This window comes from Actinoplanes awajinensis subsp. mycoplanecinus, from assembly GCF_001509495.1.
Lineage (GTDB): Bacteria > Actinomycetota > Actinomycetes > Mycobacteriales > Micromonosporaceae > Actinoplanes > Actinoplanes palleronii.
Genome location: NZ_LLZH01000302.1, coordinates 48,406 through 62,265, shown reverse-complemented (window position 1 = coordinate 62,265; position 13,860 = coordinate 48,406). Strand labels below are relative to the sequence as shown.

The following is a 13,860-nucleotide window of genomic DNA, read 5'->3' as shown; positions in this document are numbered from 1 at the left end:
GTGCCAGCGGGGTTTGGGGGGCGGGGTGGCTGCGGTGCTGTGGCTGGGGGCTTGCGGGGTGGCGCTGGGGCGGCAGGATGTGGGCATGACCGCGATTCCCGAGTCAACCAAGATTTCTCTGGCGCAGCGGTTACGGGAGCACGTCGAGAAGAACTGGTCGCAGCTCGCCGCGGTGCACGTGCGCTATCGCGGTGAGTTCGCCTACGTCACCGCGGAACGCGCCGACGGCGATCAGGTGCCGTTGATGCGACTGCGATATGCCGGACCTGACCTCCGCTGGGGCATCGCCGTCCACGTGGCCGGCACGAACACCTATGCGAACCAGCTCTTCTTCAGCGACAGCACCGAAGATGCCTTCGACTCGGTGTGCGGCCTCCACATCAGCCGTTCCTAACTCGAACGGTCCCGGGTCGCGGCGCCCGCCGGCCGATGACCGGGCACATCCTCGAACATGATCCCGTCCTCGTTGCGGCCCATCGTCGCGAGCAGGCGGCGGCGAGCGGCAGGCAGGTCCGTGCCCGCGACGCCGTGCGCCTCGATGGCGGCCAGCAGCTTGCCGACGGGGACCTGCGGGGGCGGGGAGCTCTCGCACAGCCAATGGGCCAGCACAACGGCCTCGTCTCCGCTCAACCTGACGAGCAGGCCGGGTCCGCCGGGCCCCGGCTCCCCGGCGATCATGCGGGCCTGGGCTGCCGCCAGCCGCCCGCGGTAGTCCGGCGCGAAGATCAGCGGGGACGTGGTGTGGAACGGACCGTCGATCGCGTAGAGCGCCGGCCAGACCGCCTCGTCACTCAGCGGCCCCTTCGACTGCTGCAGCTCGTAGATCCAGTCGGACAGCACGAAGGCCTCGTCGTCGGTGAGGTGGATCGTCAACGGAGGCACCGTGCGAACGTACGCTCCGGGGTTTTGTCGTATCGATCTGGCACCATGCCTCGCCATGGACCATCAACGGCGATTCCATCAGGCGGCGATCGAGCGCGGCATCCCGGAGACCGCGATCGGCGCGTTCGCCGAGTTCCTGCGCTTCGGGATCTGGACCAGTGCCCGCCCCGGCGGCGTGCCCGTCGGACGTAGCGGCGGCCTCCCCCGGCTACCGGCCGGGACGGCATGGCCGTCCTCCGAGTTCGGACCGCTACCGTTCATCGTCGCGATCGACTGTGCCGCGCTGCCACGGGTCGACGGCCTCGCTTTGCCGGTGCAGGGTTCGCTGCTCTTCTTCCTGCATCACGAGCATGCGTACGAAGCGTGCTCGACCACCGAGGAGCAGGAACATGCGCGGGTGATCTACGTGCCGGCCGGTGTCCACACCGAGGTGGCGGTGGAACCCGACCACGATGACGAGATGTTCTGCGACCCGGAGCTGGCGTTCGTCCGCCCGGAGCACGAGCTGTTCGCCACGGTCGTCGCGGAGCTGCCCGGCCGACTGGAGGGTCTGCGCCCCGACCTGCGGCAGGTCACGGAACTCCGCGCGCTGGCCGAGGAGCTGTGGCCGAAACTGAACAGCGCCGACGTCTACCTGGGCGGGTATACGGCCGACATCGGCGCGCTCGCCACCGACCACCTGTACGACACGCCGGAGACCCGGATGGCCGAGAAGACCCGGCAGGGCCGGAGCCTGGAGGAGGAGACCCTGCGGGTGATGCGTGAGTGGGTGCCGCTGGCCCAGTTCGACCCGGACGACGTCCACATCGGCCGGTTCCTGATCCGACACGAGGACCTGGCCGCGTCGCGCTTCGACAAGGCGCTGTCGTTCACCGCCTTCACCGAGTGAGCCGGTGCGCGCTAAGTGACAATGGTTCGCGATGGGCTTGCGCTGACCGCGCTCGCCGAATGAGCGCGCGTGCTGACTGCGCTCGCCACATCGGCTGTAGTTGGCCGTGGGAGCCGGCGTTCGCTAGGTGAATCGGTGTTCGCTGAATGAGCTGGCGCTGCCGGTGGGTCGTCGCGATGGCGGCGGTCTGCCGTGCCAGCATCGCCTCGTGCGCAACGAGCAACGCCTGCCGACCCGGACACCCGAATCCCGAGCCTTCGCCGAGCGCGTCCAGCTCGCGATGGGCCTGAGCGCGAAGTTCAACCTGCTGCCCTTCGACGACCTGGCCGCGCGCCGGGCACTGCTGACCGAGATCTTCGGCGGCCCGATCCCGGATTCCCTGTCGATCCTGCCGCCGTTCTACTGCGACTACGGCCTCGGCGCCTCGTTCGGCGAGCGCGTGTTCATCAACCAGGGCTGTTACTTCCTGGACTTCGGCGGCATCACCATCGGCGACCGCGTGCTGATCGGGCCGCGGGTCACCCTGAGCACGGCCGGCCACCCGGTCGAGCCCGACGAGCGGTTCGCCTTCCTCACCCACGCGCCGATCGTCATCGAGGACGACGTGTGGATCGGCGCCGCCGCCACCGTCACCCCGGGTGTCACGATCGGCCGGGGCTCGGTGGTCGGCGCGGGCGCGGTGATCGCCAAGGACGTGCCACCGATGAGCGTGGTGACCGCGACCAGCCACGTCGAGCGCAAACGGCTGGGCCCGGAGCCCACGGCACCCTGAGCCCGCCGGCAGCCGCGATGAAGTTCGGCGTGAGCGTCGGTCCGCCTGCAGTAGGTGTCACTTCCTGGCACCTACTGCTACGAACCTTCATCTCAGGCCGGCTCCTCGCCGGCGGCGCGCTGCGTCTGAGAACGATCAGCAAAGGACTTCACCGTGGCCATCTCTGGGCGTGCTGACCTGGAGTCCGCTCGCGTCGGGCCTGCTCACCGGCCGCTTCCGCGCAGGTGGCGAGCAGCCCTCGGCCGGCCGGGTGCACTGGGTGCCGAAACACATGACCGATTCGCGCAACCACGACGCCGTCGAACAGCTCGTCCCGATCGCCGACCAGGCCGGCCTGTCGCTCACCCACCTGGCGCTGGCGTTCGTCGTCAGCCATCCCGCGGTCACCTCGGCGATCATCGGTCCCCGCACCATGGCTCACCTCGACGACCTGCTCGACGGCGTGGGCGCCACCCTCGACGACGACACTCTCGACCGGATCGACAGGGTCGTCCCGCCGGGCGTGAATGCCGGCACCCTCGACATCGCCTACACGCCACCGGCACTTCAGCACGCCGGGCAGCGCCGCCGTCGCGCCGAGGACCGCGCCGCCGCCTGACCAGCCGGGTATCGCGGGCGTATCGGAAACCGCATACGCCACCGCAACGGCGCTTCGCGTTGAGTAGCGGCATGAACCACAAGGTGCGCACGAGCGGGCTTCTCGGCCTGGCGATCGTGGGGCTCGGCGGCGCGCTGTTCGCCGTACGCCGGATGCTTTTGATGTCGGTCTCGAGTTGCGCGGCCGGGAAGTGGCACGGCTGCCTGGACACCGAGAACGGTGTGGTCCTGATGACGCTGGTCGGGCTGCCGGTGGCCGTGCTGGTTGCGGCGATTCTGGTGGGTGTCCGGCGCGCTGCCGGTGGGAGAGCCGCGGCGTGGCGGCTGTCGCTGGCCGAGGTGGGTCTGGTCTACGGGACGGTGCCGCTCGTCTGGCTGACCATGATGCCGGGGCCCGGCGCCGGGGTGGTGCCCGGCCGGGTGAGCCTGGTGCCGCTGCGGGATCTGATCGGGATGGGGGCGCTCGGGATCGCCGGGAATCTGGTGATCTTCGCGGCGGTGGGGTTCTTCGCGCCGGTCCGATTCGCGAGGTTCGCGTCGGTGCCGCGAATCCTGGCGCTCGGGGCGGGCTGTTCGGTCCTTGTCGAAACCGCACAGTACGTCCTGCAGCTGGATCGGGTGTCGTCGGTGGACGACGTGCTGGTCAACGCGGCCGGCGCGGTCCTCGCCGGGCTGGCGTCACGTCGTTGGTGGCGCACCAAGCCCGACCCCGCCGATCCAGCGCCCCCGTCTGTGCCCGCCGCCGAGCCCGCTTCTGGGCCCGTTATGCGCGGATAGGCTCCGGGGATGCGGGTATTGATCGTGGAGGACGAGCCGCTGCTGGCCGAGGCCGTCCGGGACGGTCTGCGGCTGGCGGCGATCGCCGCGGACATCGCCGGTGACGGTGACACCGCCCTGGAACTTTTGCGGGTCAATTCCTACGACCTCGCCGTGATCGACCGGGACATCCCCGGCCCGTCCGGTGACGAGGTCGCCCGGCGCATCGTCGCGTCCGGCAGCGGCATCCCGATCCTGATGCTGACCGCCGCCGACCGGATCGACGACAAGGCCACCGGGTTCGGGCTCGGCGCCGACGACTACCTGACCAAGCCGTTCGACCTGCGCGAACTCGTCCTGCGGCTGCGAGCCCTGGACCGCCGGCGGGCGCATGCCCGGCCACCGGTCTACGAGATCGCGGGCCTGCGGCTCGACCCGTTCCGGCGGGAGGTGTTCCGCGACGGCCGCTACGTCGCGCTCACCCGCAAACAGTTCGCCGTCCTGGAGGTCCTGGTCGCGGCCGCGGGCGGCGTGGTCAGCGCCGAGACGCTGCTGGAACGCGCCTGGGACGAGAACGCCGACCCGCTCACCAACGCGGTGCGCATCACGGTCTCCGCGCTGCGCAAACGGCTCGGCGAACCCTGGATCATCGCCACCGTGGCCGGGGTCGGCTATCGCATCGACACCGGCGCCGCAGATGTCTAGCAGCGCCAGGCTGCGGCTCGCACTAAGTTATGCCGGATTCATCATGCTGGCCGGACTTCTGCTGCTCGCCGCGGTGTGGGTGTTCCTGCTCCGCTACGTCCCGGACCGCGGCCTCATCGACCCCGGCGTCACCGGCAGCCTCGTCACCGGAGTCTTCCCGACCCGGTCGAACCTGCTGCACGTCTTCGCGCCGCGGGCGGCCGCGGTGCTGGCCTTCCTGCTGGTGTTCGGCCTGGTGGGCGGGTGGTTCCTGGCCGGCCGGATGCTCGCGCCGCTGGCCCGGATCACCGCGGCGGCCCGGATGGCCGGGACCGGTTCGCTGTCCCACCGGATCCGGCTGACCGGCCGCCAGGACGAGTTCCGCGAACTCGCCGACACATTCGACACGATGCTCGACAAGCTGGAGGCGCACGTCGCGGAGCAGCAGCGGTTCGCCGCGAACGCCTCGCACGAGTTGCGCACCCCGCTGGCGATCTCCCGCACCCTGCTCGACGTCGCCCGCAACGACCCGGCGCGCGGTCACGACGACCTGGTCGAACGCCTGCACGCCGTCAACACCCGGGCGATCGACCTGACCGAGGCGCTGCTGCTGCTCAGCTACGGCGACCGCGGCACGTTCACCCGCGAGCCCGTCGACCTCTCACTGCTCGCCGAGGAGGCCGCCGAGACGCTGCTGCCCCTCGCCGAGCAGCGCCGGATCACCCTCGAGGTCACCGGTGGCCCGGCCGTCACCGTCGGCTCCGGTGCGCTGCTGCAGCGAATGACGGCTAACCTCGTCCAGAACGCCATCGTCCACAACCTCCCGGCCGGCGGCACCGTCACGATCCACACCGAAGCTGCCGGCGGCACCAGCGTCCTGCGGGTCGAGAACACCGGCCGCCACCTGCCACCGGACCTGCTGCCGACCCTGACCGAACCGTTCCAGCGCGGAGCAGAACGCGTCCGCACCGACGAACACGCCGGCGTCGGTCTCGGTCTGGCCATCGTGCACAGCATCGTCCGCGCGCACGCCGGCCGGCTCGAGGTCCGGCCGCGCCCCACGGGCGGCTTGTTAATCACGGTTCACCTTTCCGGTACGACCTGAGCACTCACCCGAGCACCACCCGCCCGGCCCATCCGTCCAGCAGCGGCAGCTCGGCGACGGCCGGGGTGCGCCGCCCGGTGAGCAGCAGCAGGGCGTCGGTGTCGGCGAGCCGCGCGGGGAACCGGCGCCCGGCGATCTGCTCGAGTGCGGCCCGCGCCGCCGCGAGCGTCTCGTCCGGCGGCGGCCCGGCGTCCGGGAGATCGAGGTGGTGCAGCGTCGCCTCCAGGGTGTACGCGGTCAGGTAGTCCGCCACGGTCAGCACCTGGCCACGGGTGCCGACCGTGGCCCGCGGATCGGCGAGCGCCGCGGCCCGGCCGGCCGCCGCACCCACGTCGTCGAAGTGGAACGCCAGCAGGCCGGGGTCCTGGTACGCGGCGGCCAGCCGGGGAATCAGCGCGTCGAGCGGATCCGTGCCGTCCGGCGGCTCGGGGAGGAGCTGCCAGTAGGTCGCCGCGGTCACGGTCGGCGCGGCGGGCACCGGAGTGGCCAGTGTGATCAGCACGTCCTGCGCGTCGAGGACCAGGTGACAGATCAGATCCCGCACGAGCCACCCGGTACACCCGGAGGCCCGCCCGAAGTCGTCGTGGGGGACCGCCGCGACGGCAGCCCGCAGCGCCGACCACGCCCGTGCGAACAGCTCCATAACCTCTTCCTATCGCACCAGCGGACCGCGCGGCACGCACCGGACCGCGCGGCACGCTCCGGTGGCCCGCGCGGCGTGCACCGGCGGGCCGTGCGGCGCGCACCGGACCGTGTGGCCCGGACCGGGCCGCGCGGGGCGGTCAGCCGGTGCTCAAGGCCTCGCTCGGGGGCAGGCGGCCTGCTCGCAGCGCCGGATACAGACCCGCCGCCGCTCCGATCGCGATCGATGAGCCCACGCCCGCCGCGATCCCCGTCGTGGGCAGGACCAGCGGCCAGCCCTGCGCGCCCGCATAGACCACCGTCGCCGCCACGCCCAGGGCCGCACCGGCCAGGCCGCCCAGAGCCGACAGCGCGACCGCCTCGGTCAGGAACTGCAGCAGGATCTGCCGGCGGCGAGCGCCCAGCGCGCGGCGCAGACCGATCTCCGCCCGGCGCTCCAGCACCGAGATGATCATCGTGTTGGCCACACCGACGCCGCCGACCAGCAGAGACACCGCGCCCAATCCGATCAGCAGGCTGCCGAAGGTGTTCTTCGCGGCCAGTTGTGCGGTGAGGGCGTCCGACGGGCGGCTGACGTTGACCGCCGACGGGTCCTGCGGATTGGCCGTCCGGGCGAGCACGTCGCGCACCGCGCCCACCGCCTCGGTGACCGCCCGCGTATAGATCTTGGTGGGGTGCCCGTCGAAACCGAGCCGGCTGGTGGCGACGTCCCAGCCGACGAGCGCCGCCGTATTGATCTCCGGGGTGAGGTCGAGCGGCGCCAGGATGCCGAGCACGGTGAACCACTGGCCGGCGATGAAGACCTGGCGGCCCGGCTCGTCGACGCCGAGCAACCGGGCCGCGGTCGCGCCCAGCACCACGGCCGGGTACCGCCCGGTCGCCGGGCTGAGCCAGGCGCCGGCCGACAGCTTGCCGCCGAGGGTCGGCAGCAGGTCGAGGCGGCCCGCGAGCACCTCGATGCCCTTGGTCTCCCGCGGATCGATCTTGTCGGTGCGCCGGACCGTCGCACCGGTCACGCTGCCGGTGGCGCTGGCCGACAGCACCGGCCCGATCCGCCCGACCATGTCGACGGCGGCGTCCGGCAGCGGAGTGTTCTTGCCGAACAGGTTCTGGCCCGGCGTGACGGTGAGCAGGTTCGTGCCCAGGCTGGCGATCTTGTCGAGCAGCCGGGCCTGGCTGGCGGCGCCGATACCGAGCACCGCGACCATGGCGGCGATGCCGATCGCGATGCCCAGCGCGGACAGCACGGCCCGCATCGGCCGGCCACGCAACCCGAGCAGTCCGACTCCGATCAGGTCAGCGGCACGCAGCCGGGCGGACCGCGGCAGCGGGGGAGTGCTCATGCCGAGCCCGCCGCAGAGATCTCGCCGTCCAGGATCTCCACCTGCCGGTCGAAGGAGCGGGCGATCCCCGCATCGTGGGTGATCACCGCGATCGTGGTGCCGTCCCGGTGCAGTTCGTGCAGCAGCTGCACGACGGTCTCGCCGGAGCGCGAGTCGAGCGCGCCGGTCGGCTCGTCGGCGAGCACGATCGCCGGCCGGGCCACCAGCGCCCGGGCGATCGCGACGCGCTGCCGCTCCCCGCCGGACAGCTCCGCCGGGCGGTGGTCACGGCGGTGTCCGAGACCGACCCGGTCCAGGGCGGCGGCCGCCTCGCGCAGCCGCGCCCGCCGGGGCAGGCCGTGATAGAACAGCCCGTTCGCGACGTTCTGCACGGCCGTCAGGTGCGCGGTGAGGTAGCACTGCTGGAACACGAAACCGATCCAGCTCGCCCGCACGGCGGACAGTTGCCGGTCGTCGAGGGCGGCGACGTCGTGGCCGAGGATCCGTACCGTGCCGCGGGTGGGCCGGTCCAGGGTGCCCATCAGCTGCAGCATCGTCGACTTGCCGGAGCCGGAGGGCCCGACGATCGCGGTGAGCTCGTCCGGGACGATCCGCAGCGAGACGTCACGCAGCGCGCAGACGCCACCCGGGTACTCCTTGGTGACCCGGTCCAGGTCGATCACCGGTGGGGAAGTGGTCATGCCGCGGGCACCGTCACCTTCGTACCGTCGGAAAGTCCTTCGCCCTTGATCTCGACCTGGCCGTTGGCGAACGCGCCGAGCGTGACCCCGACGATGCGCTGAGCGCCGCCGTCGGCGACGACCTGAACCCCGAAACCACCTTCAGCCAGGGCGAGCAGCGCACCGACCGGCACCGCGAGGACCTTTTTGTGTACGGCGCCGCGCAGACCCACGGTGACCGGAGCGCCGTCCAGCGCGCCGGTCGTCGCCGGGTCGTCGAGCGCGACGGTGACCGGCAGGGTCGGCGGATCGTCCGGGCTGTCCTCGTCCGGTGCCTGGGCCGTGGTGCCGACCGCGGTGATCCGCCCACGGGCGGTGCTCCCGTCCGGCAGGCCGACGGTGACCTTCGCGCCCTTGACGGCCAGCCCGGACTTGGTGGCCGGCAGGTCGACAGCCACCTGCTTGCGGGTGCCGGTCGCGGTGACCACGTCGCCGGTCGCCGGGGCGCCGAGCCGGGCCTTGACCTCGGCGACCCGGATCGCGCCGGGCAGCACCACGACGTCACCGGTCGGGACCCGGCCGGTGCGCGGCACGTGACGGGCCTTCTGCCACTTGCGGACGGCCGCGGCGGTCGCGTCGGTGAAGTCGTCGTCGACGGTCAGCCCGTCGCCGTAACCGAGTTTGTCGAGGTTCTGTTCGAGGATGCGCACGTCGGGCCCGTCCGGCACGCCGCGGTGCAGCTCGCGCCAGAACGGCAGCCGGCCGTAGAACAGCGGGACCGGCTGGTTCGCGGCGTCGTAGACGTGCTGGCCACGGGTGATCGTGTCGCCCGGCTGCGGCAGCCACGTGACGATCGCGTTTGTTGCCGAGCCGACCGTCGTGGTGCCGGCGTAGCCGAGCACGCCGTCGACCTGCTCGGTCTGCACCAGGTCGGTGCGGGTCACCGTGGCGGTCGGCGCCGGGGTGACCGCGCCGTCCGGGTCGTCGTGCGCCCGGCCGGTGACGAGCAGGATCCCGGCGGTGGAACCGGCCACCAGCGTCGCCGCGACCGCGATCCCGAGTGTGGTGCGGGCCTTCACCGGCTGCCGTCCATCGGGACCTTCTGCGTGCACTTCTGGAACGCGGCCATGAACTGTGGCGTCTGCTGCGGCAGTGACATCGGCTTGCCGGGCACCGGGTCGGGCCAGTCGACACCCTCGTCCCGCATGCACGCGGCGAACTTGCGCCGGTTCTCCTGCTGCGCCGGGTCGTCCGGGTCGGCCCCGGTGCTACCGCCCGCCCCGCTGCCGTACTGCTGGCACTTCTTCAGCGCCGCGTCCAGGGCCGCCCCGCCGTCCGGCAGGGTCACCTGGCCGGTGCCCGGCGCCGGGTCCTTGACGTCGACGCCGTTGTCCCGCAGGCACGCGGCGAACTTCGCAGGGTCGTCGGTGGCCGCCGCACTCGCCGTGGGTGTCGCGCCGGTGCCGCCGCCGGCGCTGGCCACGCCGTCGTCCGACCGTCCGCCGCACCCGGTCAGCATCCCGAGGCTCAACGCCAGCCCGAGCGTCGCCGTTCCGATCCATCTGCGCATGGTCACTCCCTGTGTCGCCGGCGACCGGCGAGCGCCGGTCATGACCGGAATTTCTACGCAGCGGGGCGTTTCACGGCCGTTTCATCGATACGGACGGTGCGTTGTTATGCCGGTGAAACACGGCCGGGGCTACCGTCGTCGCCATGCGCGTGCTGGTGGTGGAGGACGAACAGACCCTGGCCAGATACCTTGCCCAGGGTCTGCGGGAGCGGGCCATGTCGGTCGACGTGGCCCACGACGGCGACACCGCCCTGGACAAGCTGATCACCGACTGTTACGACGTGGTGGTGCTCGACCGGGACCTGCCCGGGGTGCACGGTGACGAGGTGTGCCGCCGGATCATCGCGGACGGCGGGCGCGCCCGGGTGCTGATGCTGACCGCGATGGCCGACGTCGGCGACCGGGTCACCGGGCTGCGGTTGGGCGCCGACGACTACCTCGGCAAGCCGTTCGACTTCGAGGAGCTCGTCGCGCGGCTGGAGGCGCTGGGCCGCCGCTCGCAGCCGGCCCGGCCGCCGGTGCTGCGCCACGACGACATCGCCCTGGACCCGGCGCAGCGTCAGGTCTCCCGGGCGGGCCGGCTCGTACCGTTGTCGAACAAGGAATTCGGGGTCCTGGCAGCGCTGTTGGCCGCAGGCGGCGCCGTGGTCAGCACCGAGGAGCTCTTGCGTACGGTCTGGGACGAGCACGCCGACCCGTTCACCAACGCGGTGCGGATGACGATGCACCGGCTGCGCGCCAAGCTCGGCGAGCCGTCCGTGATCGACACCCTGCCGGGGGTCGGCTACCGGCTGACGGCGCCGGCATGCTGACCCGGCTCACCCTGCGCTGGCGGCTCACGCTGCTGCACACCGGCGTGTTCCTGGTCGTCGGCGCGCTGGTCGTCACGATGGTCTACCTGCAGAACCGCATCGTGATCACCCGGGTCGGCGAGGTGCCGGCCACCGGCGTCGGTCCGGTGCAGGGCGGCCGGACCGAACCCGGCGCGGTCGACCTGCTCGACGCGATCTCGCTGCAGCGCGACGACGCGATCGGCACCATCCTGCTCCAGTGGATCAGTGCGCTGGTGATCATGACGGTGCTGGTCGGGCTGCTGGCCTGGTGGGTGACCGGCCGGGTGCTGAACCGGGTGCACGCGATCACCTCGCAGGCCCGCCGGATCTCCACCGACAACCTGCACGAGCGGATCGCGATGGCCGGACCTGACGACGAGCTCCGGGAACTCGCCGACACCCTCGACGACCTGCTCACCCGGCTGGACGGTGCGTTCAGCGCGCAGTCGAGGTTCATCGCCAACGCGTCGCACGAGCTGCGCACGCCCCTGGCGGTGGCCCGTACCACGCTGCAGGTCGGGCTGGCCAGCACGGATCCGGAGCGGGTCCAGGTCGTCCGGGAGGATCTGCTGCGCAACAACGAGCGCTGCATCGCGCTGATCAACGGCCTGCTCACTCTGGCCCGCGGCGAGCAGGGTGGTCACCGCCCCGCTCCGGTGGCCCTCGATGAGGTGGTGGACGAGGCGGTCGGTGAAGCGGTGGCCGGGGCGGCGCCGAAGGTGCTCGTCGACCGGCTCGAGCCCTGCGTGGTCGCCGGTGATCAGGTGCTGCTCGCCCAGCTGGTGCGCAACCTGCTGGACAACGCGGTCCGCTACAACGTGCCCGGCGGCGAGGTTCTCGTCCGGCTGACCGGAAACGGACATCTGACGATCACCAACACCGGCCCGGTGGTCGGCCCTGAGGACGCCGAGCGGCTGTTCGAGCCGTTCTACCGCGGCGCGGGCCGGACCGGGGAGGGCGCCGGGCTGGGCCTGTCGATCGTGCGGGCCATCGCCGCCTCGCACGGCGGCCGCGCGACCGCACGGCCCCTGACCGGCGGCGGGCTGGCCGTCGAGGTCCACCTGCCCGCGCGGGTCGCCGTGAGCTGAGGCGCCCCGGCACCTGGTCGCGTCGGGCCCGAGTTGAGGTGCGCCGGCATCTGGTCGCATCGGGCCGTGAGCGGCAGAGCCCGCGTCCGGTCAGAGGGCGAACAGCAGGGCCGCGCTGATCAGCACGGCCACCGCGGTGGCGAAGTGGATGCCGAACGCGACCGCCTTCGTACCGCCGTTGCGCAGCACGATCACCGTGTCACCGAGCGGGGCGAGCGTCACCACGAGCATGAACCAGGCCGACGCCGTGGCGCCCCCGAAGGCGAGCAGGGCCAGGCCGACCAGGCCGTAGGTGAGGTCGCGGACGCCCTTGACGCTCAGGTACGCGCCGGCCGGGGCGGGCACGCCGTAGCCGGCCGCGGCGGGTTCCGGCTGCAGCAGGAATCGGACGCCGATGACGATGATGAACAGGTCGAGGACGATGGCCAGGCCGTACGCGAAAGGGGTCATGATGGTGTCTTCCTTCGTGAAAATCTAGCGTTGCTAGCTATGCTGCCGACGCTAACATAGCAATGGCAGGGATGCTAGCGGTGCTAGGATCGGGGCATGAGCGGGCAGGAACGCAGGGAGCGCGAACGCGCGATCCGGGAGCAGTTGATCGTCACCGTGGCCAGGGAGCTGGCCGAGGCGGAGGGCTGGGAGGCGGTGACCACCCGGCGGCTGGCCGAGCGGGTGGAGTACAGCCAGCCGGTGCTCTACAGCCACTTCAAGAACAAGGACGCGATCATGGCGGCGGTCGCCGTCGAGGGGTTCGCCGAGCTGGCCGCGCAGATGCGCACCGCCCGGGCCGCCGCTGCGGATCCGCGGCAGGCGATCGCGGAGGCCTATCTGGCGTTCGCGGCCGCCCGGCCCGCCCTCTACGACGCGATGTTCAGCCAGGCGGTGAGCCTGCCGTTCGCCACACCGGAGGCACCGCTCGCGCTGCACGCCGGCTTCGACGAGTTGCGCGTCGTGGTGCGGCCGGTGCCGGCCGGGGTGGACGAGGGCCTGCTGACCGAGGTGCTCTGGGCCGGCCTGCACGGCCTGGTGACGCTGACCCGCGGCGGACGGCTACCGGCCGGGGAGCAGGAGCGCCGTCTGGCGCTGCTGCTGAGCCTGCTGCCCTGACGGCCGGGAGCGGGGCGCCGGGCCTGCTGCCGTGATGGCCGGCCGTCGGGTGCTGGGTTTGCTGTCTAAAGGCCGGCGAGGCGCTGGGCCTGACCGGCGTGCACGTCGCTGACCCACTCCCAGCCGGGCTTCGCGGCCGGGCCGATCCGCGGGTCGTCGGGGGTCTGCCCGGCCTGCAGTGCGAGCACGTATGCCCGGTCCAGTGCGATCCGGGCCCGCACCTGACCGGCACCGCCGACCGAGCCGTGCCCCGGGACGACCACCATGGCGTCGCCGGCCACCGCCTCCAGCAGGCGCAGCGCGGCCAGGTAGTCCTCGACCGGGTCGGCACCGTCGAAGTCGAGCATCGGGACCAGCACGTCGGAGAGCATGTCACCGGCGACCAGGACTCCGCGGTCCTCGAGGAGCAGCGCGGCATGCCCGGGCGCGTGCCCCTGGTGCTCCACGATCCGGACCGGCGGGCCGTCCCACGGCACCCGCTCAGCGTCGGCCGGCAGCGCGGTGATCAGGCCGTATTCGTCCAGCGACATGTGCTCGGCGATGCCGGTCTCGGCCAGGTGCTCGATGATCTTGGTTTTGATGTCCGGGTCGGACAGCTGCTCCTGCACGGCCACGGCGCAGCGGGCTGTGCCGTAGCGCGGGGCCGGTCCGAGCCGGGCGTGCCAGAGCAGGTGATCCCAGTCCGGGTGCGTCGAGAAACCGGCCACCACGGCCTGATCGGATGCGGACAGGTCGTCGGCGAGGCAGGCCAGCTCGTGGTCCTGCAACCCGGCGTCGATCAGCAGCACGCCGTCGGCACCGTGCACGACGACGGCGTTGCTCTGGAGGAACTCGCTCTGGTGGATCAGCACACCGTCGGCGACCTGCGTCAACACGGGCGGCCTCCCTTCGGCGACCACCATACCCAGACGGACGCTCCGGGGCGGCGGCACG

General features: G+C 72.0%; 18 protein-coding genes. 10 read left to right on the top strand and 8 right to left on the bottom strand.

What is annotated here, in order from left to right:
* Positions 1-394 (top strand): hypothetical protein (locus ADL15_RS36745; protein WP_232344768.1); only part of this gene is annotated, 394 nt, incomplete at its 5' end.
* On the opposite strand, the gene ADL15_RS36740 is transcribed toward ADL15_RS36745, so the two are convergent.
* Positions 391-882: a hypothetical protein gene (locus ADL15_RS36740; protein WP_067701233.1), complete on the bottom strand. Its 492-nt coding sequence runs from the start codon at positions 880-882 to the stop codon at positions 391-393. The genes ADL15_RS36745 and ADL15_RS36740 overlap by 4 nt on opposite strands.
* A gap of 55 nt (positions 883-937) precedes the next feature.
* On the opposite strand from ADL15_RS36740, the gene ADL15_RS36735 reads away from it, so the two are divergent.
* The 6 genes from ADL15_RS36735 (at position 938) to ADL15_RS36710 (ending at position 5,685) form a co-directional block, all read left to right on the top strand.
* Positions 938-1,771: a YwqG family protein gene (locus ADL15_RS36735; protein ID WP_067701230.1), complete on the top strand. Its 834-nt coding sequence runs from the start codon at positions 938-940 to the stop codon at positions 1,769-1,771.
* 208 nt (positions 1,772-1,979) lie between these two features.
* Positions 1,980-2,543, top strand: a complete 564-nt coding sequence (locus ADL15_RS36730; protein ID WP_067701227.1) for a sugar O-acetyltransferase — start codon at positions 1,980-1,982, stop codon at positions 2,541-2,543.
* 169 nt (positions 2,544-2,712) lie between these two features.
* The gene (locus ADL15_RS36725) at positions 2,713-3,141 is read left to right on the top strand and encodes an aldo/keto reductase (RefSeq protein ID WP_067701225.1); all 429 of its coding nucleotides are present in this window, start codon (positions 2,713-2,715) and stop codon (positions 3,139-3,141) included.
* Between the two features lie 71 nt (positions 3,142-3,212).
* Positions 3,213-3,917, top strand: a complete 705-nt coding sequence (locus tag ADL15_RS36720) for a VanZ family protein (protein WP_067701223.1) — start codon at positions 3,213-3,215, stop codon at positions 3,915-3,917.
* 9 nt (positions 3,918-3,926) lie between these two features.
* Positions 3,927-4,601: a response regulator transcription factor gene (locus ADL15_RS36715; protein WP_067701220.1), complete on the top strand. Its 675-nt coding sequence runs from the start codon at positions 3,927-3,929 to the stop codon at positions 4,599-4,601.
* Positions 4,602-4,644: 43 nt separating this feature from the next.
* Positions 4,645-5,685 (top strand): sensor histidine kinase, encoded by a 1,041-nt coding sequence (locus ADL15_RS36710; RefSeq protein ID WP_269748415.1) that lies wholly within the window; start codon positions 4,645-4,647, stop codon positions 5,683-5,685.
* Between the two features lie 4 nt (positions 5,686-5,689).
* Here ADL15_RS36710 and ADL15_RS36705 read toward each other — a convergent pair whose 3' ends face one another.
* From ADL15_RS36705 to ADL15_RS54655, 5 genes are all read right to left on the bottom strand, one after another.
* Positions 5,690-6,328 carry a maleylpyruvate isomerase N-terminal domain-containing protein gene (locus tag ADL15_RS36705; protein ID WP_067701213.1) on the bottom strand — a complete coding sequence of 213 codons (639 nt, stop codon included), beginning with the start codon at positions 6,326-6,328 and terminating at the stop codon, positions 5,690-5,692.
* Positions 6,329-6,467: 139 nt separating this feature from the next.
* Positions 6,468-7,670 carry an ABC transporter permease gene (locus tag ADL15_RS36700; RefSeq protein WP_067701210.1) on the bottom strand — a complete coding sequence of 401 codons (1,203 nt, stop codon included), beginning with the start codon at positions 7,668-7,670 and terminating at the stop codon, positions 6,468-6,470.
* A complete protein-coding gene (locus ADL15_RS36695; RefSeq protein ID WP_067701207.1) occupies positions 7,667-8,350 on the bottom strand; it encodes an ABC transporter ATP-binding protein in 684 nt (227 codons plus the stop codon). The genes ADL15_RS36700 and ADL15_RS36695 overlap by 4 nt, the downstream gene beginning before the upstream one ends.
* On the bottom strand, positions 8,347-9,408 hold the full coding sequence (locus tag ADL15_RS36690; RefSeq protein ID WP_198171165.1) for a peptidoglycan-binding protein: 1,062 nt from the start codon (positions 9,406-9,408) through the stop codon (positions 8,347-8,349). The genes ADL15_RS36695 and ADL15_RS36690 overlap by 4 nt, the downstream gene beginning before the upstream one ends.
* Positions 9,405-9,899 carry a hypothetical protein gene (locus ADL15_RS54655; RefSeq protein ID WP_067701256.1) on the bottom strand — a complete coding sequence of 165 codons (495 nt, stop codon included), beginning with the start codon at positions 9,897-9,899 and terminating at the stop codon, positions 9,405-9,407. Before ADL15_RS54655 ends, ADL15_RS36690 begins: the two co-directional genes overlap by 4 nt.
* A gap of 143 nt (positions 9,900-10,042) precedes the next feature.
* On the opposite strand from ADL15_RS54655, the gene ADL15_RS36680 reads away from it, so the two are divergent.
* Positions 10,043-10,711 (top strand): response regulator transcription factor, encoded by a 669-nt coding sequence (locus ADL15_RS36680; RefSeq protein WP_067701201.1) that lies wholly within the window; start codon positions 10,043-10,045, stop codon positions 10,709-10,711.
* Positions 10,705-11,820 (top strand): sensor histidine kinase, encoded by a 1,116-nt coding sequence (locus ADL15_RS36675; RefSeq protein ID WP_067701198.1) that lies wholly within the window; start codon positions 10,705-10,707, stop codon positions 11,818-11,820. Before ADL15_RS36680 ends, ADL15_RS36675 begins: the two co-directional genes overlap by 7 nt.
* A gap of 90 nt (positions 11,821-11,910) precedes the next feature.
* On the opposite strand, the gene ADL15_RS36670 is transcribed toward ADL15_RS36675, so the two are convergent.
* Positions 11,911-12,270: a DUF4267 domain-containing protein gene (locus ADL15_RS36670; RefSeq protein ID WP_232344767.1), complete on the bottom strand. Its 360-nt coding sequence runs from the start codon at positions 12,268-12,270 to the stop codon at positions 11,911-11,913.
* 96 nt (positions 12,271-12,366) lie between these two features.
* Here ADL15_RS36670 and ADL15_RS36665 point away from each other — a divergent pair, with 96 nt between their 5' ends.
* The gene (locus tag ADL15_RS36665) at positions 12,367-12,927 is read left to right on the top strand and encodes a TetR/AcrR family transcriptional regulator (protein WP_067701192.1); all 561 of its coding nucleotides are present in this window, start codon (positions 12,367-12,369) and stop codon (positions 12,925-12,927) included.
* Between the two features lie 65 nt (positions 12,928-12,992).
* Here ADL15_RS36665 and ADL15_RS36660 read toward each other — a convergent pair whose 3' ends face one another.
* Positions 12,993-13,802, bottom strand: a complete 810-nt coding sequence (locus ADL15_RS36660; RefSeq protein WP_067701189.1) for an MBL fold metallo-hydrolase — start codon at positions 13,800-13,802, stop codon at positions 12,993-12,995.
* Positions 13,803-13,860: the final 58 nt, after the last annotated feature.

Coding starts and splice junctions, on each gene's coding strand:
- ADL15_RS36735 (WP_067701230.1), top strand. CDS start 938: ATGGACCATCAACGGCGATTCCATCAGGCGGCGATCGAGCGCGGCATC.
- ADL15_RS36720 (WP_067701223.1), top strand. CDS start 3,213: ATGAACCACAAGGTGCGCACGAGCGGGCTTCTCGGCCTGGCGATCGTG.
- ADL15_RS36715 (WP_067701220.1), top strand. CDS start 3,927: ATGCGGGTATTGATCGTGGAGGACGAGCCGCTGCTGGCCGAGGCCGTC.
- ADL15_RS36710 (WP_269748415.1), top strand. CDS start 4,645: ATGCTGGCCGGACTTCTGCTGCTCGCCGCGGTGTGGGTGTTCCTGCTC.
- ADL15_RS36705 (WP_067701213.1), bottom strand. CDS start 6,328: ATGGAGCTGTTCGCACGGGCGTGGTCGGCGCTGCGGGCTGCCGTCGCG.
- ADL15_RS36700 (WP_067701210.1), bottom strand. CDS start 7,670: ATGAGCACTCCCCCGCTGCCGCGGTCCGCCCGGCTGCGTGCCGCTGAC.
- ADL15_RS36695 (WP_067701207.1), bottom strand. CDS start 8,350: ATGACCACTTCCCCACCGGTGATCGACCTGGACCGGGTCACCAAGGAG.
- ADL15_RS54655 (WP_067701256.1), bottom strand. CDS start 9,899: ATGCGCAGATGGATCGGAACGGCGACGCTCGGGCTGGCGTTGAGCCTC.
- ADL15_RS36680 (WP_067701201.1), top strand. CDS start 10,043: ATGCGCGTGCTGGTGGTGGAGGACGAACAGACCCTGGCCAGATACCTT.
- ADL15_RS36675 (WP_067701198.1), top strand. CDS start 10,705: ATGCTGACCCGGCTCACCCTGCGCTGGCGGCTCACGCTGCTGCACACC.
- ADL15_RS36670 (WP_232344767.1), bottom strand. CDS start 12,270: ATGACCCCTTTCGCGTACGGCCTGGCCATCGTCCTCGACCTGTTCATC.
- ADL15_RS36665 (WP_067701192.1), top strand. CDS start 12,367: ATGAGCGGGCAGGAACGCAGGGAGCGCGAACGCGCGATCCGGGAGCAG.